This is a genomic window from Lentzea atacamensis, from assembly GCF_003269295.1.
In the GTDB taxonomy this organism is placed as follows: domain Bacteria; phylum Actinomycetota; class Actinomycetes; order Mycobacteriales; family Pseudonocardiaceae; genus Lentzea; species Lentzea atacamensis.
Genome location: NZ_QLTT01000001.1, coordinates 275,809 through 299,130 on the forward strand (window position 1 = coordinate 275,809; position 23,322 = coordinate 299,130).

The 23,322-nt window shown below is 70.3% G+C and carries 23 protein-coding genes; 9 read left to right on the top strand and 14 right to left on the bottom strand.

Annotation, left to right across the window (positions count from 1 at the left end; translation table 11 throughout):
* Nucleotides 1-46 precede the first annotated feature (46 nt).
* The 3 genes from C8D87_RS01480 to C8D87_RS01490 all read right to left on the bottom strand — a co-directional run bounded on the left by C8D87_RS01480 (nt 47) and on the right by C8D87_RS01490 (nt 3,092).
* Nucleotides 47-1,594 carry a sigma-70 family RNA polymerase sigma factor gene (locus C8D87_RS01480; protein ID WP_170166278.1) on the bottom strand — a complete coding sequence of 516 codons (1,548 nt, stop codon included), beginning with the start codon at nt 1,592-1,594 and terminating at the stop codon, nt 47-49.
* Nucleotides 1,595-1,692: 98 nt separating this feature from the next.
* Nucleotides 1,693-2,463 carry an SDR family NAD(P)-dependent oxidoreductase gene (locus tag C8D87_RS01485; protein WP_112225252.1) on the bottom strand — a complete coding sequence of 257 codons (771 nt, stop codon included), beginning with the start codon at nt 2,461-2,463 and terminating at the stop codon, nt 1,693-1,695.
* Between the two features lie 47 nt (nt 2,464-2,510).
* Entirely contained in the window at nt 2,511-3,092 is a 582-nt protein-coding gene (locus C8D87_RS01490) for a TetR/AcrR family transcriptional regulator (protein WP_109636885.1), read from the bottom strand.
* A gap of 53 nt (nt 3,093-3,145) precedes the next feature.
* On the opposite strand from C8D87_RS01490, the gene C8D87_RS01495 reads away from it, so the two are divergent.
* Together C8D87_RS01495 and C8D87_RS01500 are read left to right on the top strand one after the other, a co-directional pair.
* The gene (locus tag C8D87_RS01495; protein WP_109636884.1) at nt 3,146-4,168 is read left to right on the top strand and encodes an alpha/beta hydrolase; all 1,023 of its coding nucleotides are present in this window, start codon (nt 3,146-3,148) and stop codon (nt 4,166-4,168) included.
* An 8-nt stretch (nt 4,169-4,176) separates the two neighbouring features.
* Nucleotides 4,177-4,641 (top strand): GNAT family N-acetyltransferase, encoded by a 465-nt coding sequence (locus C8D87_RS01500; protein WP_325049637.1) that lies wholly within the window; start codon nt 4,177-4,179, stop codon nt 4,639-4,641.
* On the opposite strand, the gene C8D87_RS01505 is transcribed toward C8D87_RS01500, so the two are convergent.
* Entirely contained in the window at nt 4,634-5,473 is an 840-nt protein-coding gene (locus C8D87_RS01505) for a helix-turn-helix transcriptional regulator (protein WP_109636882.1), read from the bottom strand. The genes C8D87_RS01500 and C8D87_RS01505 overlap by 8 nt on opposite strands.
* 100 nt (nt 5,474-5,573) lie before the next feature.
* On the opposite strand from C8D87_RS01505, the gene C8D87_RS01510 reads away from it, so the two are divergent.
* Nucleotides 5,574-6,332 carry an SDR family oxidoreductase gene (locus C8D87_RS01510; protein ID WP_109636881.1) on the top strand — a complete coding sequence of 253 codons (759 nt, stop codon included), beginning with the start codon at nt 5,574-5,576 and terminating at the stop codon, nt 6,330-6,332.
* On the opposite strand, the gene C8D87_RS01515 is transcribed toward C8D87_RS01510, so the two are convergent.
* From C8D87_RS01515 to C8D87_RS01525, 3 genes are read right to left on the bottom strand one after another with little or no spacing between them, the layout of a single operon-like run.
* Complete coding sequence (locus tag C8D87_RS01515) at nt 6,329-8,587, bottom strand: penicillin acylase family protein (protein ID WP_112225253.1); 2,259 nt, start codon at nt 8,585-8,587, stop codon at nt 6,329-6,331. The genes C8D87_RS01510 and C8D87_RS01515 overlap by 4 nt on opposite strands.
* An 8-nt stretch (nt 8,588-8,595) precedes the next feature.
* On the bottom strand, nt 8,596-10,914 hold the full coding sequence (locus C8D87_RS01520) for an ABC transporter permease (RefSeq protein ID WP_112225254.1): 2,319 nt from the start codon (nt 10,912-10,914) through the stop codon (nt 8,596-8,598).
* Nucleotides 10,911-11,615, bottom strand: a complete 705-nt coding sequence (locus C8D87_RS01525) for an ABC transporter ATP-binding protein (protein ID WP_233441851.1) — start codon at nt 11,613-11,615, stop codon at nt 10,911-10,913. The genes C8D87_RS01520 and C8D87_RS01525 overlap by 4 nt, the downstream gene beginning before the upstream one ends.
* Before the next feature lie 139 nt (nt 11,616-11,754).
* Between C8D87_RS01525 and C8D87_RS01530 the strand changes: the two genes are divergently transcribed.
* Together C8D87_RS01530 and C8D87_RS01535 are read left to right on the top strand one after the other, a co-directional pair.
* Entirely contained in the window at nt 11,755-12,531 is a 777-nt protein-coding gene (locus C8D87_RS01530; protein WP_215732130.1) for a sensor histidine kinase, read from the top strand.
* Entirely contained in the window at nt 12,528-13,193 is a 666-nt protein-coding gene (locus tag C8D87_RS01535) for a response regulator (RefSeq protein ID WP_109636878.1), read from the top strand. The genes C8D87_RS01530 and C8D87_RS01535 overlap by 4 nt, the downstream gene beginning before the upstream one ends.
* A 61-nt stretch (nt 13,194-13,254) precedes the next feature.
* Here the strand turns inward: C8D87_RS01535 and C8D87_RS01540 are convergent, their stop codons facing one another.
* Both C8D87_RS01540 and C8D87_RS01545 read right to left on the bottom strand, forming a co-directional pair.
* Entirely contained in the window at nt 13,255-14,448 is a 1,194-nt protein-coding gene (locus tag C8D87_RS01540) for a PP2C family protein-serine/threonine phosphatase (RefSeq protein ID WP_109636877.1), read from the bottom strand.
* Nucleotides 14,445-15,275, bottom strand: a complete 831-nt coding sequence (locus C8D87_RS01545; RefSeq protein WP_233439532.1) for an alpha/beta fold hydrolase — start codon at nt 15,273-15,275, stop codon at nt 14,445-14,447. Before C8D87_RS01545 ends, C8D87_RS01540 begins: the two co-directional genes overlap by 4 nt.
* A 43-nt stretch (nt 15,276-15,318) precedes the next feature.
* On the opposite strand from C8D87_RS01545, the gene C8D87_RS01550 reads away from it, so the two are divergent.
* Complete coding sequence (locus C8D87_RS01550) at nt 15,319-15,696, top strand: hypothetical protein (protein WP_109636875.1); 378 nt, start codon at nt 15,319-15,321, stop codon at nt 15,694-15,696.
* A gap of 19 nt (nt 15,697-15,715) precedes the next feature.
* Nucleotides 15,716-16,072: a 5-carboxymethyl-2-hydroxymuconate Delta-isomerase gene (locus tag C8D87_RS01555; RefSeq protein ID WP_112225255.1), complete on the top strand. Its 357-nt coding sequence runs from the start codon at nt 15,716-15,718 to the stop codon at nt 16,070-16,072.
* Nucleotides 16,073-16,119: 47 nt separating this feature from the next.
* Here C8D87_RS01555 and C8D87_RS01560 read toward each other — a convergent pair whose 3' ends face one another.
* From C8D87_RS01560 to C8D87_RS01570, 3 genes are all read right to left on the bottom strand, one after another.
* Nucleotides 16,120-17,208 carry an RICIN domain-containing protein gene (locus tag C8D87_RS01560; protein ID WP_109636873.1) on the bottom strand — a complete coding sequence of 363 codons (1,089 nt, stop codon included), beginning with the start codon at nt 17,206-17,208 and terminating at the stop codon, nt 16,120-16,122.
* 235 nt (nt 17,209-17,443) lie between these two features.
* Nucleotides 17,444-17,650 (bottom strand): hypothetical protein, encoded by a 207-nt coding sequence (locus C8D87_RS01565; RefSeq protein ID WP_109636872.1) that lies wholly within the window; start codon nt 17,648-17,650, stop codon nt 17,444-17,446.
* On the bottom strand, nt 17,647-17,841 hold the full coding sequence (locus tag C8D87_RS01570) for a hypothetical protein (RefSeq protein WP_411711324.1): 195 nt from the start codon (nt 17,839-17,841) through the stop codon (nt 17,647-17,649). The genes C8D87_RS01565 and C8D87_RS01570 overlap by 4 nt, the downstream gene beginning before the upstream one ends.
* A 108-nt stretch (nt 17,842-17,949) precedes the next feature.
* On the opposite strand from C8D87_RS01570, the gene C8D87_RS01575 reads away from it, so the two are divergent.
* Nucleotides 17,950-18,351 (top strand): Lrp/AsnC family transcriptional regulator, encoded by a 402-nt coding sequence (locus C8D87_RS01575; protein WP_233441852.1) that lies wholly within the window; start codon nt 17,950-17,952, stop codon nt 18,349-18,351.
* Between the two features lie 3 nt (nt 18,352-18,354).
* Here the strand turns inward: C8D87_RS01575 and C8D87_RS01580 are convergent, their stop codons facing one another.
* Nucleotides 18,355-19,386, bottom strand: a complete 1,032-nt coding sequence (locus C8D87_RS01580; protein ID WP_112225256.1) for a LacI family DNA-binding transcriptional regulator — start codon at nt 19,384-19,386, stop codon at nt 18,355-18,357.
* 216 nt (nt 19,387-19,602) lie between these two features.
* Here C8D87_RS01580 and C8D87_RS01585 point away from each other — a divergent pair, with 216 nt between their 5' ends.
* On the top strand, nt 19,603-20,970 hold the full coding sequence (locus tag C8D87_RS01585) for a GH1 family beta-glucosidase (protein ID WP_112226204.1): 1,368 nt from the start codon (nt 19,603-19,605) through the stop codon (nt 20,968-20,970).
* 36 nt (nt 20,971-21,006) lie between these two features.
* On the opposite strand, the gene C8D87_RS01590 is transcribed toward C8D87_RS01585, so the two are convergent.
* A complete protein-coding gene (locus C8D87_RS01590) occupies nt 21,007-23,316 on the bottom strand; it encodes an ATP-binding protein (protein ID WP_112225257.1) in 2,310 nt (769 codons plus the stop codon).
* Nucleotides 23,317-23,322: the final 6 nt, after the last annotated feature.

The following is a 23,322-nucleotide window of genomic DNA, read 5'->3' on the forward strand; positions in this document are numbered from 1 at the left end:
GTTCGTCCGTACGACCAGGGGATGAAATTTTCTAGCTCGAAGTCGGTCAACCCGCGAAGTCGTGGGTCATCCACACGGTTCCCCCGGCGTCGCGGATCACCACGATGCCGATGCGCGAGAAGGACTTGCTGAGAACGTTCTTGCGGTGACCGTCGTTCGGCGGCTTCTCGTCGATCATGCTCTGGGTCAGGTTGAGCGCCATCCTGGAGATCGGGTCGACGGCGTCCTTCACCGGGCCGCCCATGCCGACGTTCTCGCCGACCGAGCTCCACTTCACGCCCGCCGCCGTGCTGCGCTCCCCCAGGCCCTTCTCGCCGGAGCACTGGTGCGACAACCCGCAGCCGTTGGCCGTCATCGCCCTGGTGTGCCGGTCGGCCGCGACGACGAGCGCCGGGTCCACCTTCAGGGCGGGCAGGCCGTGCGCCGCCCTGGTCTCGTTGATCAGCGCGAGCACGCGCTCTTCCGGCGTGACCACGCGAACGGGCTCCGGAGTCGGCGTGGTCGTGGTGGTCGACGGTGTGGATGTCGAGGTCGTGGTTGTGGTTTCCGCGACGGACGACGTGGTGGTCACCGTAGTGGGCGGTGGGGTGTCCGGGATCGCGACGGCGGCCGGCGGGTCGGACGGGAACAGCACCATGGTGCCGACCACGCCGACGAGGGCGCAGACCGCCACCGCGCCCGCCACCGCGAGCACGGGCTTCGTGGAGGCGAGACCGGCCAGGCCGGACGGTTCAGCGAGGTGCGAGGCGGGTGCGCCGAGGTCGGAGGCGTGCGCGACGGGGTCGAGCGCCGGGTCGCGGAGGTTCTCCAGCAACCGCGGCAGGTACGCCGCCGGCACCGTCAGCAACGCGGCGCCGGTCAGGATCCGCTCGACCGGCATCGCGTCGTCCACCCCGCGCCGGCACCGCCCGCACTCGTCGACGTGCCGCAGCAGCCGCTTGCGCCACAACGGGTTCGGCTCGCCGGCCCATCCCTGCGCCGCCTGCCCGAGGCCGGGGCAACGCGGTTCGGCCGACAGCGCCCGCACGAGGTGCCGGATCGTCTCCAGGCGGCCCTTCAGCCTGCTCAGCCGCACGGTGACCGCGTGTGCGCCGAGGTCGAGCGCGTCGGTCACTTCTGCGCGGGTCAGCTGCCCGACGCGCTCCAGCGTCCACAACGCCAGCAGCTCGCGGTCGGCGGGGTCGAGCCAGCGCGCTGCCTCGTCGACCTCCCGCCGTTGCTGGGCGAAGTGCAGGCGGGACAACGCCACCTCGACGAACTCGGCGCCCGGATCGGCGCGGTCGTACTCCTCGAGCGGCGCCGGGGCCAGGTCACGGCGGCGGTGGTGCTCGCGGACCTGGTTGATCGTCACGGCGACCAGCCACGACCGGAACCGCTCCGGCTCGCGCAGGGAGTCGATGCCGCGGATCACCCGGAACATCGTGTCCTGCACGACGTCGTCGACGTCGGCGTCGGCGGACAGGGCTCTACCGGCGACGTTGTAGACGAGCGGGAGACAGGCCGCGACGACCGCGTCGAGCGCCGCACGATCACCTGCCCGTGCGGCGATCACCTGCTCCGCGTCCAGCTGGCCCAGCCACTCCCGACCCGTCACGTCCAACACCCTCACTCAGTCGACGACTTCCGTACGCCATGGGGAGACCGGGCAGTCTCACGTCAGGTCACAGAAACCGGACCGTGAAGTGAGCCAGGTCACACGGCGACGACCGCCACCCCGGTCCGGCCGCCGTCGACGTCGAGCACGGTGCCGTGCACGAACGCCGCCTCGTCCGAGGCCAGGTAGACGGCGGCGGCGGCGATCGCGTCCGGATGCCCTGACCGGCCGGCGGGCGTTCCCCGCATCATCACCTCGCCGGGGTGGTCGGTCGCGGTGTCCCGGTCGGGCGACACGATCACGCCGGGCGAGATCGCGTTGACCCGCACACCGCGCGGCCCGAACTCCGCCGCCCACGCGCGGGTCATCGTCTCCATGGCGCCCTTGGTCGAGCTGTACAGCGAGCTGACGGGGACGGCGAGGCGGGCGATCCACGAACCGAGGTTGATGATCACGCCACCACCGGCGCCGATCATCGCCGGGACGAGGGCCCGGGTGAGGAAGAACGGCGCCTTCACGTTGACGCCGTAGACGCGGTCGAACGTGTCCTCGTCGGTCGTCGGGGTCGTCGTCGGCGGGTAGATGCCGGCGTTGTTCACGAGGATGTCGACCCTGCCGTTCACCACCTCCGCGGCCTGCGCGGCGAGCCGGTGACTCGCGGCCGCGGTGCCGTCGAGATCGGCGCGGACGAAGTCGGCCCGTCCGCCCTTCTGCCGGATCTGGTCGACGACGGCCGCGCCGCGAACCTCGTCGCGGCCGGAAACGACGACGTGTGCTCCTTCCGCCGCGAACGCGACGGCGATCGCACGGCCGATGTTGCTGGTGGAACCGGTGATGAGGGCCGTTCTGCCCTGCAGACGTTGTGCCATGCCCTCGAAGTTAGGTGGGTATTTTTGGACCAACAAGTCCAGAACCTTCAGCCGCGGAGATGGTCGATGAGCGTGTCCAGCGCCGCCTCCAGGTGGCCGACGGAGCCGGTCGTCCTGAGCAGCTGCACGCCGCCCTGGATGCCCGCGATGAACGCCGCGGCGGTGCGACCGGCGTCCACGCCCGCCCGCACCAGACCGGCCGCCTGCATCTCCGCGATGCCTAGGCGGATGTGCGCCTCCCACTGCCCGACCAGGGTGCTGACCACCTCCGTCGCCCCCGGTGTGCTGCCCACCTGACTCATCAGCGCGCCCAGCGGGCACGACCGGCCCTGAGCGCGGTAGCGGGCGACCACCGAGTCGCGCCACCGTTCCCACGCGGGCCACGAGGTCAGTGCGCCGAGGTGCGGCTGCTGGTCGTCGAGCACCCGGTCGGCCTCGTAGCGCGCGACGGCGAGGAAGAGCTCCTCCTTGCCGTCCGGGAAGTAGTGGAAGATCTGCCCCTTGCTGGTGCCGGTGATCGCCCTGATGTCGTCCAGCGTCACGCCCGCCGGGTCGTCGCTGCGCAGATGCGCCGCCGCGCCCTCGACGATGCGTTGCCTGGTCGCACGGCCCTTTGCCGTCAGTGCCATGCCCCGACACTACGTTTTCTGGACTGGATGGTCCACTGTGGTTGACTGGCGTCATGCTGCCCTGGGAAGGCGAACTGGCCGGCCGGCTCGACCGGCACACCGTCGTGTCCGAGCTGCTGCGCGGCAACCCTCTCGGCGATCCGCACGAGCGGCCGCTGTGGGTGTACGTGCCGCCGGGCTACGACGAGACCATCGAGCTGTACCCGACGGTGTACGTCATCCAGGGCTACACCGGGCATCTGAGCATGTGGGCCAACCGCACGCCGTTCCGCCAGCCGTTCGTGGAGACCGCCGACGCGGTGTTCGCGAACGGCACGCCGGGTTGCATCGTGGTCTACGTCGACGCGTGGACGTCGTACGGCGGCTCGCAGTTCGTCGACTCCCCCGGCACCGGCCGCTACCACTCGTACCTGTGCGACGAGATCGTACCGTGGGTGGACGAGCACTACCGCACGATCGCCGGGCCGCGGTCCCGCGCGATCATGGGCAAGTCGTCGGGCGGGTTCGGCGCGATGATCACGCCGATGCTGCGGCCCGACCTGTTCGGCGCGCTGGCCACGCACGCGGGCGACTCGCTGTACGAGCTCTGCTACGTCCCGGACTTCGGTCAGGCCGTGCGCGCGTTGCGGGACTACGACCACGACATCCAGGCGTGGTGGGCGGACTTCCAGAGCCGTCCCGCGTTCACCAGGCCGGAGGACATGACGCTGATCGGCACGCTGGGCGTCGCGGCGTGCTTCTCGGCGAACGAGGACGGCACGCCGCAGCTGCCGTTCGACCCGGTGACCGGTGTGCTGAAGCCGGACGTCTGGCAACGCTGGCTCGACTGGGACCCGGTGCGCATGGTCGCCACGCACGCCGACGCGGTCCGGTCGTTGCGGGCGGTGTGGATCGACGCGGGCCGCAGCGACGAGTACTTCCTCGACCTGGGTGCGGAGGCGTTCCGCGCCGCGCTGGCCAAGGCCGGGGTGCCGGAGGAACGCGTGCACTTCGAGCTTTTCGACGCGGGCCACGGCGGGATCGACTACCGTTACCCGCTCTCACTGGGGTGGTTGGCGGAGAGGCTGGCTCGCTGATGCGGGAAGTGACGTTGCGAGAGCTCGAAGACTCCGATCTGGACACGGTGTTCGAGATGATGCGTGATCCGGAGTCGGCGTGGATGGCCGCGTTCACCGCGGAGGACCCCGACGACCGCGAGGCGTTCGACGCACACATGCGCAAGATCCGGGCACGTACCGACGTCACCAACCGCGTGATCGTCGGCGACGGGCGGATGGTGGGCACCATCGCCTGTTTCGTGATGGACGGCGACACCGAGATCACGTACTGGGTCGACCGGTCGGTCTGGGGACAGGGCGTGGCCGGGCGCGCGGTGGCGCTGATCCTCGAAGAGGTGACCGTCCGGCCGTTGTACGGGCGCGTCGCCAGTGACAACGTCGGCTCGCTGAGGGTGCTGACCAGGGCGGGCTTCGAGAAGATCGGTACCGACGTCGGCTACGCGCCGGCGCGGAAAGCGGAGATCGAGGAGACGATCCTGCGGCTCAGCTGACGAACTCCTCGGTGCCCAGCACGCCGAGCAGCTGGAGCTTGTCGAACGCCTCCGTGCGCGGTGGTGCCGTCAGCACCAGCAGCATCTGTGACTGGTCCTCGGTGAAGAGCGCCTGGCAGTCCACCTCGATCTCGCCGAGCTGCGGGTGGACGAGCACCTTGTGGTCCTCGAACCTCTTCGCGACCTCGTGCCGGTCCCAGATCGCCGCGAACTCCGCGCTTTCCCGTTGCAGCACGCGGACCAGCTCACCGGCCCGCGACTGCGCGCCCATCGCGGCGTGGGCGGCGCGCAGGTTCGCGACCTGGGCACGACTCTGCCGGTCGCGGTCGTGCTCGGGGTAGATCAGCCGCTCGCCGGGATCGGTGAACCAGCGGTAGATCCCGCTGCGCGCGAGACCGGTGAAGCGGGACGAGTCGCCGTAGAGGGCCTCGGCGAACCGGTTCTGCACGAGGATCTCGCCGAGGTTGTTCAGGATCAGCGCGGGCGTGTCGTTGAGCCGGTCGAGCACCCGTTGCAACGCGGGCGCGACGTGCGTGCTGATGACCTGGGGCGACGGGGCGTTGCGCCCGGCGACGAGGAACAGGTAGTCGCGCTCGTCGTCGCTCAGCCGCAGTGCGCGGGCCAGCGCGGCCAGCATCTGCTCGCTCGGCTGCGGGCCGCGTTGCTGCTCCAGGCGCGTGTAGTAGTCCGTGGACATCGCGGCGAGCGACGCGACCTCCTCGCGCCGCAGCCCAGGGGCTCGCCTGCGCGCACCCACGGGCAGGCCGACGTCTTCCGGTCTGAGCTCTTCCCGGCGGCGGCGCAGGAAGGCCGCGAGTTCCGCACGATCCACACACCCAGTATGGAGGCCTTCTCGTGGCCAACCAGGGATCGCCGATCCCCCGATGAGCGCTCTCTGCCGCCGCTCGTGCGCTCTGCCCGAAGCTCGGTGCATGGACATCACCGGAAACACCGTCTTCATCCCCGGCGCCACCAGCGGCATCGGCCTGGCGCTCGCCCTCGCGCTGCGCGAGCGCGGCAACACCGTGATCGTCGGCGGCCGCCGCACCGAGCTCCTCGAGCAGATCGCCGCCGAGCACCCCGGCGTCGAGACCGTGCGCATCGACACCACCGACGCCGACAGCGTCCAGATGGCCGCCAAGGATGTGCTCGCCCGCTTCCCGTCGTTGAACGTGCTGATCACCATGGCCGGTGTCATGCGCGTCGAGGACTGGCACCGCCCCGAGTCGTTCCTCGCGTCGGCCGAGGACATCATCACGACCAACGTCCTCGGCCCGATCCGCCTGATCGCCGCGTTCGTCGAGCACTTCCAGACCCGGCCGGACGCCACGATCATGACCGTCTCGTCCGGCCTGGCCTTCGCACCGCTCAAGGTGACGCCGAGCTACAACGCCTCCAAGGCCGCGATCCACATGCTCAGCGAGTCCGTTCGCCTGCAGCTCGCCGACACGTCGGTGCGGGTCGTCGAGCTCGAGCCGCCGTCGGTGCAGACGGATCTCCTGCCGGGCCAGGCGGACAACGACCACGCCATGCCGCTCGACCAGTACATCACCGAGGTCATGAGCATCATCGAGACGCAGCCCGACGTGCGGGAGATCCAGGTCGAGCGGGTGAAGTTCCTGCGCTACGGCGAAGCGCGTGGCGACTACGACCAGGTCGTCGCCACGCTCAACGCCACCGATCCGCACTAGCTCACGTGCTGCACCTTCAGGTTGGGATCGCGGGCGATCTCCTGTTCGGAGAACCGCCCGCTCACCCACTTCTTCTGCACGTAGAGGTGTGCCTGGTCGTGGTGGTGCGGTGAGGCCTTGTCCGCCGACTGGCCGTAGACCAGGAGCGAGCTCATCCGCGGGCCGTTCTTGGTCAGTTCCACGGCCATCACGAAGCTGGTGCCGTGCGGAATGCGGGGAATCCGGTCCAGCGGCCGTGGCACTCCGGGTACCGAGATGACGTTGAAGCAGCCTTCCGGGCCGCGGCAGCCGTGGATCGGGATGCCCTCGTAGTGCTGGACGTCGTCGAGTTTCACGTCGACGGGGAGGCCGGCGTTCGCGAAAGCCCTGACGGTGTCGGCGAAAGCACGTCCGATGCCGGGGTCCGCGGTGTTGAGGCCGCGCGGTGTGCGGGCGGGATCAGCGGGGTCGTACGGCACCAGCCAGAAGTCGATGCCGGGCCGCCGGGCCAGGCTGATGAAGGTGCGCCAGAAGAACGCTCCCCTGCTCTGTTCGCCCGTGTCGCCGGTGCCGCTCCACTTCGCCAGCGTCGCGCAGGCCTCGCGGGCGTCGACCCCGTGCAGCGTCGGATTGGCCTGGCACAGCGCGACAACGGCTTTCAGCCCTTCCTCCGCGGTGAGGTTGCGGTTGCCGAACATTGACGCTTCCAAAGTGGACAGTGTGAAGCCGGGACGGCCCAGCCCATCGCTGCCGTCGAGCCGGTCCGCGATCATGTCCAGGCCGATGCGGGTGCGGGGTGAGCGTTCGGTGCCGGTGTCGCCGACGATCGCGGGATAGCCGGTCAGCGGGGCGGCCGGGTTCGCGAGCCACGGGCTGTCGTTCATGTTGCTCACGTGGTCGTCGCGGAACAGGTGCGGCAACCTGGCGGGGCCGAGCGTTCCCGGTCGCACGGCGTCCGCGTCGGTGCCCCAGCCGCACGACGAGCGGCTGCCGTCGAGGATCACCAGGCCGACGTCCGGCCCGGTGCCGCAGCGGGCCCGCAGCTCGTCGGTGACGTGCGGGACGATCTGGACGTCGCTGTAGTACGCGGCGCCGGTGGAGTCGGCGGCGAGCGTGTTCACCCACGGCAGGGCCTGGTGGCGGACGAGTGCCTGGTGCAGGTCCTTGACGCTGCGAGCGCGGGCGATTGCCAGCCACTGGTCGAACACCGCGAGGTTGCCGAAGTTGGCGTCCCGCAACACGTGCGCGTTCGTCGTGGTCCACTGCAACGGGCCGGGATCGGCGACCACCGGGCCGTCCGGGGTGCCGTAGAGCGTTCTGGTCACCGGCTTGACGCTGCCGTCGGCCTGGCGCACGGGCACCGTGACCTGTTCCGCCGTCATGCGCTGCGGCCGGCCGTCGACGAGATAGCTGGTGGGGTCACCGGGAACGAGGGTGAGCCTGCTGATCGTGATGGTCCTCGCCTCGGATGCGGTGTGGGTCCAGCCGAGCCGGTCGTTGTGGCCGATGTTGACCAGCGGCACGCCGTACAGCCCGGCACCGCTCACGTTCAGCTCGCCGGGAATCGTCAAATGCTGCTGGTAGAACCGCATGTCGTCGTCCCACATGAAGTGCGGGTTGCCCAGCACCATCCCGGTGCCGCCGGTCGCCGTGCGTCCCAGCCCGAACCCGTTGCTGCCCGGCCGTTGCTCGGGACGTCGCACCAGCTTCGTCGGAGCCGGTGCCCCAGGAGGCTGGGCGGCCACCACGGCTTCCTGCAGCCCTTCACCACCGGTGATGCCCGCGATCTGGTGGACGCGCCGCCACACGTCGAGCTCGGTGATCGGCCGCACCCAGGCCGCGCCCCGGCACCGGGCGTCGGGCAGGTCGGCGACCCCGGTCCTGGCGAGGTAGCGGTTGAAGCCGGTGACGTAACCGCGCACGAGGTCCCGCGCCTGCCGGGACTGGCCGGAGAGGGCTCGCTCGATCACGCCGGACTGGTTGACCCGCTGGTGGTAGAGGTCGCTGACGAGGTTGTTCTCACCGGACTCCGTGGTGGCGTCCTGGCCGAACCACCGCGAGCGCCGCGCCTCCAGCGTCACCACGATGTCGGCCATCATGCACGCGTTGTCCTCGGCGAACGCGTAGCCCAGGCCCAGCCCCAGATTCCGGTGGTCGGCCGCGCGCACGTGCGGGATTCCGTAGGACGTCCGCCGGATCGTGGCGCCCTCTCCCCCGGCGTGGCTCACGGCGGGTAAAGCGAGAAGCAACGTGAGCGACATGACGATCAGCCGCATGGTTCCCCCTATTCGTTGTGCAGAACGGTGGCGATCGAGAGGCGTGCCGCGCCCCTGGACGGCACGAGTGCGCCGAGCACGGCGATCACGACTCCCGCGAGAGCCAGCAGCACGAGCGCGGGCGCGTGGTAGACGTTCATCAGGATGTCCACGGCATCGGCCTGGCCCGCGTGCGCCATGGCGGGAACGACGAGTTGGTGCACCACAACGCCCACAGGCACGCCAACAAGTCCGCCGACCACGCCCAGCGCGCCCATCGAGGTCACCAGCATCACGGTGACCTGGCGCGGGGTCATGCCGATCGACTTGAGCATGCCGAGGTCGCGGCGGCGTTCGCGGGCGTTGAGGACGACGGTGTTGAAGACGCCGAGTGCCGCCACCGCCCCGAGAACCAGCGTCAGCACGGTCGCGGCGCTGATGAGGATCACCGCCGTCGACGACGAGCCGTCGCGCGGTGGCAGGACGCGCAGACCCGGATCCCCCGCCGCGATCGCGGCCGTGAAGGTCTGCCGGTCCGTGCCGGGCGTGAACCGGACCTGGTAGGAGTGCGCGCGGGTGCCGGGCGCGAGAACGTCCAGGGCGGTCCAGTCCGCGAAGATCTGGTCCTCGTTGTTGGTGAGGACGACGCCGACGATCTTCAGTTCGGTCCGGTTCTCGCCCGCCTGCACGGTGATCGTGTCGCCGACGCCGAGCCCGCGCTGGTTGAGGAACCGCGACGGGGCCACGACCTGGCCCGGTCCGTCCGGCCAGTGCCCCGTGAGCACGCGCGGACCCAGTGCGCCGGTGTCCCCGCGGTAGAAGAAGATCATGGCGTCCTGCGTGCCACCGGCGACCTCGGTTTCCAGCTGCGACACCGCCATCACCGCGTTCGTGCCGGGCAACGAGCGCAGCATCTTCTCGTCGTCGCTGTCGCTCAACGTGGCGGCGGGCGGCTCCCCCGTCTCGGGTGTCCGCATGACCGGCATGCCCGGCGGCCGTCCTGCCAGCACCTCGACACGATCGGTGTAGGACGGACGGACCGCGTCGTCGTACGCCGCGACCGACATCGTGACACCGGCGGCGAGCGTCACGGTCATGACGCCCAGCACCACCGATGCCAGCGTCAGCGCGCTGCGGCCGGCGCGGGCGAACGGCACGCCGAGGCCGAGGCTGACCGAGCGCGGCAACCGCGTTCCGCTGAGCCAGCGCTGGATCCGCAGCGCCCGCCCGGTGTGCGTGGTGATGCCCGCGCTGATCGCCCTGGCGGCCGGCAGCCCGCGGGCACGCAACGCCGGGACGAGCGCCGCCGAGATCACGAGCGCGGGCATGCCCAGCAGTGCCACGGCGTTCACCCACGGCGCGAAGCTCAGCTCGGTCACGCCGAAGCCCTCGACCGCGTCCTGCACGACCGGTTTGGCGAAGACGTTGCCCGCCACCGTGCCGAGCACGCAGCCGGCGACCGCGGGGATCGAGACCATCACCAGGTACACCGCCATGACCTGGCCCGGCGTGAAGCCCAGCGCCTTGAGCACGCCGATGTGCCGGAAGCCCGCGACGACCGCGCCGCTGACGACGTTGGCGACGATGAGGACCGCCACCACCAGGCCGAGCACACCGAAGATCATCAGAAACGGGATGAACACGCCGAGCTCGGACGTGGCCTTGTCCCTGACGGTGAGGTGCGACAGGGTGCCCAGCAGCGCGCCTTCCGGAAGGCCGGCGGTCACGGTCTGCTGTCCCTCTGCGACCTCGGCCGCGGTGGCGGCCTTCTGGAAGCGGTAGAGCATCTGCAGCGCGGTCGGCTGCAACGCCTTGACCTGATCGGGAGTCACCCAGGCGTCGGCGGAACCCGTGACGGAGTGGGCGAAGCCGACCACCGTCAGCTTCGGGCGTCCGGCGGCGGTGATCTCGAAGCCCACGTCCGTCCGGCCTTCGCCACCCGGCACGCGGTTCAGGACGATCTCACCGGGCGCGGTGGCCCATCTGCCCCGCCACACGGACAGGCGGTCGACCGAGCCGCCGGGATCCGCCCGTCCGGCGACGGTGAGCGTGCCCATGAACACCTCGCCGGTCGAGGTGTCCAGAGTGGACTGGAGGAACGGGCCGGCCGACTCGGTCTGCCCGCTCCTGAGCTGGTCCTCCGACACCTTCGCCGGATCGAACGCCGCGGTGAGGTGCGCTCCGCGCTGCGTGGCGAACGCCCGGTCGAACGGCGCGGCGGCGGATTCGAGCAGTCCGAGGGCCATCACGAGCGTCGCGGTCGAGGCGCACACGACGACGCCGATCACGATCGTCTGCAGCATCCGGCGGCGCACCGCGGCCCACGCCGCGCTCCACACCGCGGTCACAGCGCCTTCTCCTGGGTGCGCTCCAGGCTCTGCTCCCGCTCGATCCTGCCGTCGACGACCTCGATCACCCGGCTCGCACACCGGGTCGCGAGCCGTTCGTCGTGCGTGACCAGCAGCAACGTCTGGCCGATCTGGTTGAGGTCGAGCAGCAGGTCCATCACCTGCTCGCCCGACCTGCTGTCCAGCGCGCCGGTGGGTTCGTCGGCGAGCAGCAACGCGGGCCGGTTCATCAACGCCCGTGCGACCGCGACGCGCTGCCGTTCCCCGCCGCTCAGCCGGGCCGGGTAGACGTTCTTGCGGTTCTCGATGCCGAGCTCACCGAAGAGCTCCAGCGCCCGCCTGCGCGCCTGACCCGCCGGAGTGCCGGTCAGCTGGGCGGCGAGCGCGACGTTGTCCAGCGCCGACAGGTCGTCGAGCAGGTTGAAGAACTGGAAGATCATGCCGATCCCGCGCCGGCGGAACAGGGCGAGACCCGTCTCGTTCAGCGAACCCAGGTCCGTGCCGTGCACGACGACCGAGCCGGACGTCGGCCGGTCCAGGCCCGCGATCATGTTCAGCAGCGTCGACTTGCCGCTGCCGGACGGACCCATCACCGCGACGGCCTCCCCGGCGCGCACGGTGAGCGACACCCCGTCGAGCGCTGTCGAGTCGCTGTACTCCTTGCGCAGGTCCGATATCTGGACGACCGCGTCGTTGTTCATGGCCGCCATCCTGTTCGGCGCGACGGGACCGGGCATCAGTCCGGGGAGGTAACCTGCCCGGCGGGGTCATCCCGGGGATGTAGCCGCTGCATCCGGGGAGTGATGCGCGCACGTCACGCGCTCTGGGAAGGTGAGTCGGGTGTGGGAGTTGATCGTGGCCGTCCTCGCCTGCCTGACCGCCGGTTTCCTCGCGGTGCGGCTGGCGGTGGCGAAGCGCGCGTACGCCCGTGCGATGGAGGAACGCGGCTGGCTGCTTGAGCGGGAACGGGAAAGCGCCGCCCGTGGGGCCGTGGACGCCGAACGAGCCAGGATCGCAAGGGAGCTGCACGACATCGTGAGCCACAACGTGAGCGTCATGGTCGTGCAGGCCGGTGCGGCACGCCGGGTGCTCGCGACCGGGGCCGAGGAGGCGACCGGCGCGTTGCTGGCGGTGGAGTCGGCCGGGCGCGACACGATGACCGAGCTGCGGCACATGCTCGGCCTGCTTGCACCGTCGGCGGACGGCGAGGACCTGCTGTCGCCGCAACCAGGTCTGAGCAGGCTCGGCTCGCTGGTCGACCGGATGTGCTTCGCCGGGCTGCCGGTCGAGGTCCGCATCTCGGGCGAGCCCCGCGAGCTGCCGTCCGGAGTGGACCTCACGGCGTACCGGATCGTCCAGGAGGCGCTGACCAACGCGCTCAAGCACGGCGACGGCGGAAAGGCGGACGTGACCATCAGGTACGCGGACCACTCCCTGCGGGTCGAGGTGCTCAACAGCGGCCCGAGTGTGCTGTCGGGAGCCGCGGTGTCCACGAAGGACGGCGAGGGACGCGGCCTGCTCGGCTTGCGGGAGCGCGTCGCCGTGCTGGGCGGCGACCTCGACGCCCGCAGACGGCTCGGCGGCGGGTTCCGCGTCCGGGCGAGGATTCCGCTGTGACCGCGCCACGGGTGGTGATCGCCGACGACCAGGCGTACGTGCGCATCGGCTTCCGCATGATCCTGACCTCGGGCGGCATCGACGTCGTGGGCGAGGCGGCCGACGGCGCCGAGGCGGTGACGGCCGTGCGGGACCTCAAGCCGGACGTCGTGCTGATGGACATCCGCATGCCCACCATGGACGGCCTCGAAGCCACCCGCCGCATCGTGCGCGAGTCACCGGACTGCCGCGTGCTGATGCTGACGACGTTCGACCTCGACCGGTACGTGTACGACGCACTCGCCGCCGGTGCCAGCGGGTTCCTGCTCAAGGACGTCACCGCGGAGCACCTCGTCGCCGCCGTGCGCCTGGTCGAGACCGGTGACGCGCTGCTCGCCCCGTCGATCACCCGCAGGCTCGTCGAACGGTTCGCGTCCGGCTCGCCTGCCGCGCGAGCCCCTGTCGTGCACCGGGATCTGGCCGCGCTCACCCCGCGCGAACGGGAGGTGCTGACACTGGTCGGGCACGGACGGTCCAACGCCGAGATCGCCGACGACCTCACCCTCAGCGAGGCGACGGTCAAGACCCACGTGGCCCGCATCTTCGCCAAGCTGGCGCTGCGCGACCGGGCCCAGGCCGTGGTGCTCGCCTATGAGACCGGGCTGGTCGCACCGGGCGGCTGAACGCTCAGCGCCGGCAACGCCGTGTCGCCCTCGACACCGTCGCCCAGGCCGCCGTACCCGCCTACGAAACCGGGCTGATCGCGCCGAGCGGTTCAACGCCGAACGCGAGCAACGCCGTGTCGTCCTCGACGCCATCGCCGAAACCCGCGAGCAACCGGCCCGCCGCGGCGATCACCGACACAGCAGTGGCCGGTGCCAAGCCGGCCAGGTCGTCTCGCAGCTCCTCCTCGCTGTAGCGGACGGCGCCGTCGACTCGTGCCTCGGTCAAGCCGTCGGTGTAGCACAGCAGCACGTCGCCCGGCGTCAGGCGGAGCTCGGTCGTGACGACGCGGGCGTCCGGCAGCACGCCGACCAGTTGCCCGCCCGGCAGTTCCACCAGCTCCGCGGTGCCGTCCGCGCGCAGGAGCAGCGGCGGGGTGTGCCCGCCGGTGGCCAGCGTGACGGTGGCGCCGTCGCCGGCGGGCCGGATGCAGCCGTAGATGACCGTGCACAGGCGCGATTTCGCGTGGTTGAGGACGGTGTTGAGGTTCTTCAGCACGCTGACCGGATCCGGGTTGTTGATCGCCGCGGCGCGCAGGGTGTAGCGCGTCAGCGAGGTCACCACCGCCGCGTCCACGCCCTTGCCGGACACGTCGCCGAGGAAGAAGCCCCAGGTGTCGCCCCCGAGCGGGAACACGTCGTAGAAGTCGCCGCCGACCTGGTCGAGCGACGCCGGGTGGTAACGGGCCTCGACCTGCACTCCGGGTATCACGGGCAGCGCGGGCGGCAACAGGGTCTGCTGCAACGTCCTCGCCAGCTGCTGGGCCTTGTCACGTTCCCGTTCGGCCTGCTGCCGGGCGCGCAGCAGCTCCTCCTCGTACGCGCGCCGGTCGCGGGCGTCGAACACCGTCGTGCGGATCAGCTGCGCCTCGCCGCCGGGACCGTTCTTGACGGTGGAGGTCAGCAGCACCGGCAGCCGCGTGCCGTCCGCGGTCCTCACCTCCAGCGCGACGCCGCCGATCTCGCCCTGCATCTGCAGCAACGGCGCGAAGTGCGTCTCGTAGTACATCCGGCCGCCGACCGTCAGCAGCTCGGGGAACCGCCTGCGGCCGACGAGCTCGTCCCGGTCGTAACCGAGCCAGGCCAGCAGCGTCGCGTTGATCTTCGCGATGGTGCCGTCCAGCAACGTCGAGACGTAGCCGCAGGGCGCGTTGTCGTAGAGGTCCTCCGCGCTGTCCTCCAGCAACGCCGCGAACGTCCCGCTGTCCCACGTCATCGGGTGTCCACGAACTCCAGGATCGCCTTCGCGGTGATCTCCGGTGCGCTCAGCTGCGGGCAGTGTCCGGTCGCGTTCAGCGTGACCAGCTCGCTGCCGGCGATCTGCTCGTGCGTGTACTGCCCGACCTCCGGCGGCGCGATGGCGTCGACGGCGCACTGGATCACCAGCGTTGGCACGGTCACCCTCGCCAGGTCGGTGCGGTTGTCCGACAGGAACGTGGCGCGGGCGAACACCCGCGCGATCGCCGGATCCGTGCGGCAGAAGCTGTTCTTCAACTCCTCCGCGAGCTCGGGCCGATCGGGGTTGTCCACGATGACCGGTGCCATCGCGGCGGACCAGCCCAGGTAGTTCGACTCCAGCGCGGCGAGCAGCTCGTCGACGTCCTCCCGGCTGAACCCGCCGCGGTAGTCGTCATCGTCCACATAGCACGGTGAGGGCGTGAGGAGGACCAGCTGCGCGAACCGTTCCGGCTCCCTGTTCGCGGCCAGCACGGCGATCATGGCGCTGACCGAGTGACCGACCAGCACGACATCGCGCAGGTCGAGCGCGCTGCAGATCTCCAGCACGTCGTCGGCGTACCCGTCGAGGCCGCTGTAACGCTCGGCGGACCACGCGCTCACGTCCGAGCGGCCGCACCCGGTGTGGTCGAACAACACCACGCGACACCGTTCGGCCAGGTCCGGGACGATTCTGCGCCACAGGTTCTGATCGCAGCCGAAACCGTGTGCGAGCAGCACGGCTGGACCGGTCTCGTTGCCGGTGACCACGACGTTGTTCCTGCGCAGGACGTCCACCCCGCCGATACTAGGTGTGACGGCGGCCATCGCGGGTATCTATCCCTCGAACTTGCTCCAGGAAGGAACGACAATGCCGCGCCGTCTGGTCGTACTGCCGCTCGCCCTGCTCACCACCGCGGCCGCGCTCGACGTGCTGCACGTGTTCACCGGACTGCCCGCTGCCGTGGCGTGGCACCTGATCACCGCTGGCCTGCTGCTGGGCATCGCAGTGGCGTCCGCCGAGTGGCTCGACCGGATCTTCGCCGAACCGGCCACCCGCACGTCCGGGCATGATCTCGGCATCGCCGCTGTCCTGGTGCTGTTCGGCGTGAGCTGGGTGCTGCGGCTCGGCCAGCCGGAGTGGGAACCGACTCTCGCGGCGGCGTTCGCCGGGTGGGCGGGTGCGTTCGGCTGGCTCGCGCTCTCGCTCGCCGGGCGCCGGACTCGGGTCGCCGCGCATTCCTGTTGATCACCGGTAGCGTGGGCGCATGCCGCAGATCACCGTCGAGCACTCCGCGGAGCTGAGCGGGGCGTTCGACCGCCGAGCCTTCGCCCTCGCGCTGCACCAGGCCCTGTCGCCGCTGGTCAGCTCGGAGGTGGCCGCGTTCAAGACGCGGTTCCGCCAGATCGAGGAGTGCGTGATCGGCGACGGCTCCCCCGCGGCGATGATCCACGTTCGGATCGGGCTGTTGTCGGGACGGCCGGCCGAGCTGAAGCAGGAGGTCGGGCGGGTGGGCATCGAGCTCGCGCGTGAACACCTCAAGCCGGTGGAGGGACTGCCGACGCAGCTCACGCTCGAGGTGTACGACATGGATCGCGAGCAGTACCAGAAGCTGGTGGTCTGACGGTCGCACCGGCCCCGGGCTCGGGACCGGTGCGCTCCGAGCGGTCGTCAGAACCGCCACTGCTGGTTGGACTGCCCCGAGCAGGACCACAGGATGAGCTTGGTGCCGTTGGCGGAACCCTGACCGCTGGCGTCGAGGCACAGGTTGGACAAGGCGTTGGTGATGGTGCCGTTGGCGTTGACGTTCCACTGCTGGTTCGCGCCGCCGGTGCAGTCCCAGATCGCCACCTGCGTGCCGTTGGTCGTGCCCCAGCCCGAGGCGTCCAGGCACTTCGTGCCGTAGACCACCAGCTGCCGGTTCGAGGTGTAGGCCCAGCTCTGGTTGGTTCCGCTGTGGCAGTCCCACAGCTGGGTCTGGGTGCCGTTGGTGGTGGTCGCCCCGGGAACGTCCACGCACCGGCCTGACGGGACGCCGGCGATCCGCTTGCCCGCCACGGGATCACCGATGCTGCCGGGCACGCTGCGCAGGGCGCTGTACCAGGTCGCGGCCATCTTGTCGTAGCCGGTCGCGGTCGGGTGGACTCCGTCGATCAGGTCGTTGGTGGTGAGCGCGGAGTGCATGTCGACCAGGCGCACCCGCTTGCCCGCGTTCACCTTGCTCTGCACCATGCCGGGGATCGTGGCGTTGTAGGCGCGGGCAGCGGACTCCTGCCCCGCGTTCGACAGCGGGATGATCGTCGCGACGAACACGTCGGCGTTGGGCGCGGTCGCGGTGATGCGGTCGACCAGGGCCGACAGGCGGGCGGGCGCGTTCGCCAGGTCGTGGTTCTGGAGCACGTCGTTGGTGCCGATGTGCAGCAGAACCGTGCGCGGAGTGGTGTTGCGGAGCCAGGTTTCGACGTTCGCGTGGATCTGGTCGATGCGCCAGCCGGGGTGGCCCTGATGGTCGTGGTCCCCGAGCGACGCCGGGCCGTTGAACTCCGAGCCGACGAAGTCCACGCGGTAGTTCGCGCTGGTGGCCCGCTGCCACAGCCCGATGCGGTAGCCGCCCGGTACCTGCGTCCCCTCGGTGATCGAGTCGCCCAGCGGCATGACGCGTGTTCCGCCGTTGGACTCCGCGAGCGCCGGTGCGGCGGGCAGTGCGGTGGCGACCAGCGCGGCGGCGCAGACGATGAGCCGCCGTAACTTTGCGTGCATCTGTTCTCCCGTCCCAGGAAACCATGGTGCGTTAGCGCTAACACTGGATAACGCAGCGACTTCACGTCAAGGGCCTGACCACCTGAGACGACAAGAATGGCCGCACAAGCTCTTCCCTTGTGGTGCAGGAAATTTGAGATTTGCAAGTTTCAGTTGTCTCAGCTGGCACAACGTTCTTGCCGTCGCTTTGCCTAGCGTTAGCGCTCACATCACATCTGCCTGGGGTGCACGAGAACTACACCTCCTGCCGTGGTTCGGAGTCCTTGCCCAGCGGTCCGGCCCACTGCTGCGGCCGGAACGCCCGTGCGATCTGCGGGGTGATCTTCAGGCTGTCCGGCCCGTGCCGGCGCGCGATCACCACGTTGAACAGCAACCACAACGCCCACGCCAGCAAGGCGATGGTCGGCAACGCCGCGATGGTGACGACAACGGTGAGGTTCATGCCGGCTGTCCTCGGCGCAGCGCGAGCTCGGCGAGCACCGCGGCTCCGTCCGTCAGCACCGCGTCGTCGAACACCGCGAGCGGCGAGTGGTTGCCCGTCCGGCCGTCTCCCGCGCCGAGCAGCACGAACGTGCCGGGCACCTCGCGCACGACTCGGGAGAAGTCCTCGCCGCCGGGCAGCGGGTTCTCCAACAGCCCCGGAAGGCTCCGTGTGGAAGCTCCGCCACCAGGAGGTGCTCCGCGCGCTGCACGACGGACGCCGGACAGCGGTGGACATCGGGGCCGCGATCGGGCGCAGCGGTGCGCCGCTGGCTCAACTGGATGATGGAGGACGGCCTGCTGTCGTTCCGCTGCGAGGTCGCGCAGCCCATCACCGGATGGCCGATCGCCACGACGTTCTGGGCGCGCGTGCCGCCCGACCAGCTCGACGAGACCGCCACGAAGCTGGCCACACGGACGGAGGTGCGGCTGTGCGCGGCGGTCACCGGGTCGGACAACCTGATCACGACGCTCTGGTTGCGGTCGCTCGGCGACATCCAGCGCGTGGAAGCGGAGCTCGCGACCAGCCTGCCTCAGCTGACCCTCACCGACCGCGCCGTCACGTTGCGCGCGGTGAAGCGGATGGGTTGCCTGCTCAGTGAAAGCGGGCACATCACCGAGGTGGTGCCCATCGATCCGTGGGCACCAGGCATCTCGGCCTGATGTTCAGGCTCCGCAGGAGTCCCTGACGACCAGCCGGGTCGGCAGGATCACCGGGTCCTCGCGGCCAGCGCCGGTGATCATGGCCATGATCGCTTTGGCGGCCGCCACACCGAACCCCGGTTTGTCCTGGGCCACCGTGGTGAGCGCCGGATCGACCACGGAGGCGATCTCGATGTCGTCGAACCCGACGATCGCCAGGTCGTCCGGCACGCGCAGTCCCGCGGCACGGGCGGCCAGCAGCGCTCCGACCGCCATCTCGTCGCTGGCCGCGAACACAGCCGTCGGCGGCTCGTTCAGTGCGAGAAGTCGTTGCATGGCAACGGTTCCACTCGTCCGGTAGAAGTCACCGGCGACGACGTACTCGTCGCGCGGCGGCAGACCGGCCTCCCGCAGTGCATCGCGGTAGCCGGCGACACGGGCCCGGGAGGGCTGGTTGCCCGGCGGGCCCGTGATCGTGGCGATCCGGGTGTGACCGAGTCCAGTGAGGTGCCGGGTGGCCGCCCGCGCGCCGCCAGCGTTGTCGGAGGTCACGTAGGTGGCTCTGGGGCCGTCGACGGCTACGTCCAGCGCGACGCACGGAACTCCTGACTGCGCGAAGGCTTCGAACGCCTCGGCGTCGGAACCGCTGTCGATCAGGACGAGCCCGCCGAGGTGGTGGCGGCGGGTCATGTTCACGTAGCCGACCGGATCAGCGAGCGACGCGCCGACCTCGCGGGCGTCACCGCTGGTCGCGAGCATCAGCAGGTGGTAACCGTGGACGCTGAGCGCGGACTTCAGCCCGATCAGCAGGTCCTGCAGGTACGGGTGCCGCCAGCCGGGCCTGCGGTGGTCGGTGTCCCAGACCAGTCCGATCATCGTGGACTGCTTCGTCGACAACGCCCGCGCGGATTCGTTGGGCTGGTAGCCCAGCTCCCGCGCGACTCGCAGCACTCGTTCCCGCGTTTCCTCGTTGACCGTTTCCGGCTGGTTGAAGACACGCGACACCGTCGCCACGGACACACCGCAGAGCTGGGCGATCTCACGCCCGGTCGCCATCGGACCTCCGTTTCACCGTAAGCGGTTACATCATCGTACGAGCAGCAGTTTCCCTGTTCAAACGACTGCCACAGTCGACTCGTTTATCGTTTTGTTACTTGACGGGCTCGGTGTGACCCGGTTGTCATGGGCCCCGCACATCCCCGGCAGTGTTCGGCCGCCAGATCGTCGGCGGCACCATGCCGGGCGCCGTCAAGGGCTGACCTCGCGAAGGAGATCGGTGTGAGTTTTCCGGACGGCTTCCGCTGGGGTGTGGCGACCTCGGCCTATCAGATCGAGGGGGCGGCGCGGCTCGACGGCCGCGGTCCGTCCATCTGGGACACGTTCGCGGCGGTGCCCGGCGCGGTCGCGAACGGCGACAACGGCGACGTGGCGGCGGACCACTACCACCGCTGGGCCGAGGACGTGCGGTTGCTCGTCGACCTCGGCGTGGACGCGTACCGCTTCTCGGTGTCGTGGCCGAGGATCCTGCCGGAGGGACGCGGCCGGGTGGAGCAGCGCGGCCTCGACTTCTACCGGCGGCTCGCCGAGGCGTTGCTGGGCAAGGGGATCGAGCCGTTCGTCACGCTGTACCACTGGGACCTGCCGCAGGCGCTGGAGGACCTGGGTGGCTGGCGCAGCCGCGACACGTCCTACCGGTTCGCCGACTACGCCGCGACCGTGCACGAGGCGCTGAGCGACGTCGTCACCAAGTGGGTCACGCTGAACGAGCCGTACTGCTCTTCGATCGTGGGCTACGGCGAAGGCCGGCACGCCCCCGGCGCCAGGGAAGGTCACGGCGCACTGGCGGCGGCGCACCACCTGTTGCTGGGGCACGGTTTCGCCGTGCGGGCCATGCGCGCCAACGGTGCGGCCGGCCAGGAGTTCGGCATCGTGCTCAACCAGTCCCCCACCGTGCCGGTGACGGACTCCCCCGCCGACGTCGCCGCCGCGAGCCGGCAGGACTGCCTGTTGCGCAGGCAGTTCACCGACCCGCTGTTCGGCGGGACCTATCCGGACGAGCTGACCTCGATGTTCAGCGAGATCACCGACTTCTCGTTCCGGCACGACGAGGACCTGTCGATCATCGGCGAGCCGCTGAACCACGTCGGTCTCAACTACTACTACCGCCTGCACGTCGCCGACGCACCGCACCGGGAGCCGGATCCCGCCAAGCGCACCGCCCACGACATCGGCGTCGACACGACCCAGCTGCCGGACGTGCCCCGCACCGGCATGGGCTGGCCGGTGGAACCCGCCGGTCTCACCACGGCGCTGACGGACCTCAAGGCCCGTCACCCCGATCTGCCTCCCGTGTACGTCACGGAGAACGGATGCGTCTACCCGGACACGGAAACCTTCGAGGACGACGACCGCATCGCCTATCTCCGCGACCACATCGCCGCGGCCGAAGCAGCCGCGGCGGCCGGAGTGGACCTCCGCGGCTACTTCTGCTGGTCGCTGCTCGACAACTTCGAGTGGGCGCACGGCTACAAGCACCGGTTCGGCCTGATCCACGTCGACTACGCGACCCAGCGCCGCACACCGCGCGCCAGCTACCGCTGGTACCGCTCGTTCATCAACGCTCGGCGGCAGGACAGCTGACGGCCGGAGCAGCTCCCCGGCTGGTGATGAGGGGATCTACTGGCGTTGCGCGGCCACCCAGGTCGCGACCTGCACCCTGGACTTGAACCCCAGCTTCGTCAGGATGTTCTCGGTGTGGGTCTCCGCGGTCCGCACCGAGATCACCAGCCGGTCCGCGATCTCCCTGCTGGTCAGCCCTTCGGCGATGAGGCCGGCGATCTCCCGCTCGCGCCGCGTCAGCACGCTCGGCGGCTCCACCGGCGCGGCGGCCTCCGGCTCCTCGCCCAGGGAGTACGCCATGGCCTCGTCGATCGTCATCGACCGGCCGCGCCCGAACGCCTCGTCGAAACCCTTGTCGCCCAGTCGTTTCCGCCCGACGCGCTCGGTTTCCTCGTGGTAGGGGTACATGTGCTGGTAGGTGCGCAGCGGACGGGCCATGATCTCCCAGACGCGGTCCGCCGCGCCGAGCAGCGTCGCCGCCGGTTCCACGTGCCCGAGCGCGGCCTCGACCCACGACAGCGACTCCACGGACCAGCCGATGCCGGTGAGGTCGCGGATGTCGCGGCGCAGCCGGATGCTCTCCCGGTACAGCCCGGCGGCACGGTCGTGGTCACCCTGCGCCATCGCGAAGATGCCCATGCTCCAGAGCGCGTACGAGCGGTGGAAGCACTCGCCCGCGGGCTCGGTGATCCGCAGCCACTCCTCGTGGCAGGCGGTGGCGCGGGCGACGTCACCGGCGAGGCCCACGGCGCTGGAGTAGCTCACCATCAGGTCGAGGCGGCGCGGCACGTCGACGCCGGGTGCCAGCACCGCGATGCCCCGCTCCAAGACCGAGATCGCGGCCGGCAGGTCACCGCTGTACAGATCGACGCTGCCTTCCACCCAGCAGGCGAAGGCCGTGATGGCCGGGTCGTTCACGACCGCCTCGATGGTCCTCGCGTCGGCCAGGCGGCGCAGGCTGTCGTCGAACTGCCCGTCCGCCGCCGCCAGGCTGCCGTCGGTGAGCAGCGCCCTGGCCCGCTCGACGGACGGCGGGCTCGGCCGGTCGAGCGCACGGCCCAGCCACAGGCGGCCTTCCCTGGCCCAGCCGCGGCCCCACCAGTAGAAGTGGAACAGACCGGACAGCATCCGGAACGCGGCCTCCAGCTCCCCCGGTTCCTTGAGGCAGTAGTCCACGGCCGCCTGGACGTTGGCGTGCTCACGGTCCAGCCTGGCGAACCAGAACACCTGCCGGGAGCTCACCCAGTCGGCGTTGGCCTGGTCGATCAGCCCGAGGTGGAAGTCGCGGTGCCTGCGCAGGAGATCCGCGTGTTCACCCGCGCGGTCGAGCTGTTCCACGCCGAACTCGCGGATGGTCTCCAGCATCCGGTAGCGCATCACGTCGCCGTGCTGGTCCGCGACCAGCACCGACTTGTCCAGCAACGAGGACACGGTGCTCAGCACTTCCTCGACGGCGAGCCCGGCACCGCAGCACACGTCTTCCGCGGCGTCGAGCTCGAACCCGCCGGCGAACACCGACAGCCGCGCCCACAGCAGCTTCTCCGCGTCCGAGCACAGGCCGTGGCTCCACTCGATGCACGACCGCAGCGTCTGCTGCCGGGCGGGGAGCACGCGCTGCCCCGCGGTGAGCGACTGGGGCTGGTCCAGCAGCCGGGCGAGGATGTCCTTCTCCGACAGCGCCCGCACCCGCGCCGCCGCCAGCTCGATCGCGAGCGGCAGGCCGTCCAGTCGTTGGCAGATCTCGGCCACCACGTCCCCGTTGGCGGAGTTCACGGTGAAGCCGAGCCGCACGGACGCCGCTCGTTCCGCGAACAGCGTCACCGCCTCCGACCCGTTCAGCTCCTGCTCGCCGAGCGGCCGTTCCAGGGCCGGGAGGGTGAGCGGTGGCACGGGCATGACTGCCTCGCCCGCGATGCCGAGGCACTCCCGGCTCGTCGAGAGGATTCGCAGCTCGTGACACGTCTGCAGCAGCGCGTGGGACAGTCCGGCGACCGCGTCCACGAGATGCTCGGAGTTGTCCAGCACCAGCAGCAGCCGGCGCGACGACAGGTAGTCGATCAGCATCTCGAGCGAGGTCCGGCCGGCCTCGCGCATGCCCACCGCCAGCGCCACGGCGTTCGCCACGAGCTCGGCGTCGCGCAGCTCGTCCAGCTCGACCAGCACGACCCCGTCCGGGAACGCCCGGTGCACGATGCGGCTCACCTCCAGGGCGAGGCGCGTCTTGCCGACTCCGCCCGGTCCGGTGAGGGTCACGAGGCGTGACGCGGACAACAGGCGCCTGACCTCGTCCACCTCACGCCGGCGGCCGACGAAGCTGCTCAGCTCCAGAGGAAGACCCGAAGTCCTCCTCCGGGCGACCGTGCCCATAACAAC

Coding starts and splice junctions, on each gene's coding strand:
- C8D87_RS01495 (WP_109636884.1), top strand. CDS start 3,146: ATGCTGCCCTGGGAAGGCGAACTGGCCGGCCGGCTCGACCGGCACACC.
- C8D87_RS01580 (WP_112225256.1), bottom strand. CDS start 19,386: ATGGCGACCGGGCGTGAGATCGCCCAGCTCTGCGGTGTGTCCGTGGCG.
- C8D87_RS01545 (WP_233439532.1), bottom strand. CDS start 15,275: ATGGCCGCCGTCACACCTAGTATCGGCGGGGTGGACGTCCTGCGCAGG.
- C8D87_RS01490 (WP_109636885.1), bottom strand. CDS start 3,092: ATGGCACTGACGGCAAAGGGCCGTGCGACCAGGCAACGCATCGTCGAG.
- C8D87_RS01555 (WP_112225255.1), top strand. CDS start 15,716: ATGCCGCAGATCACCGTCGAGCACTCCGCGGAGCTGAGCGGGGCGTTC.
- C8D87_RS01485 (WP_112225252.1), bottom strand. CDS start 2,463: ATGGCACAACGTCTGCAGGGCAGAACGGCCCTCATCACCGGTTCCACC.
- C8D87_RS01560 (WP_109636873.1), bottom strand. CDS start 17,208: ATGCACGCAAAGTTACGGCGGCTCATCGTCTGCGCCGCCGCGCTGGTC.
- C8D87_RS01590 (WP_112225257.1), bottom strand. CDS start 23,316: ATGGGCACGGTCGCCCGGAGGAGGACTTCGGGTCTTCCTCTGGAGCTG.
- C8D87_RS01540 (WP_109636877.1), bottom strand. CDS start 14,448: ATGACGTGGGACAGCGGGACGTTCGCGGCGTTGCTGGAGGACAGCGCG.
- C8D87_RS01515 (WP_112225253.1), bottom strand. CDS start 8,587: ATGCGGCTGATCGTCATGTCGCTCACGTTGCTTCTCGCTTTACCCGCC.
- C8D87_RS01525 (WP_233441851.1), bottom strand. CDS start 11,615: ATGAACAACGACGCGGTCGTCCAGATATCGGACCTGCGCAAGGAGTAC.
- C8D87_RS01550 (WP_109636875.1), top strand. CDS start 15,319: ATGCCGCGCCGTCTGGTCGTACTGCCGCTCGCCCTGCTCACCACCGCG.
- C8D87_RS01510 (WP_109636881.1), top strand. CDS start 5,574: ATGGACATCACCGGAAACACCGTCTTCATCCCCGGCGCCACCAGCGGC.
- C8D87_RS01565 (WP_109636872.1), bottom strand. CDS start 17,650: ATGAACCTCACCGTTGTCGTCACCATCGCGGCGTTGCCGACCATCGCC.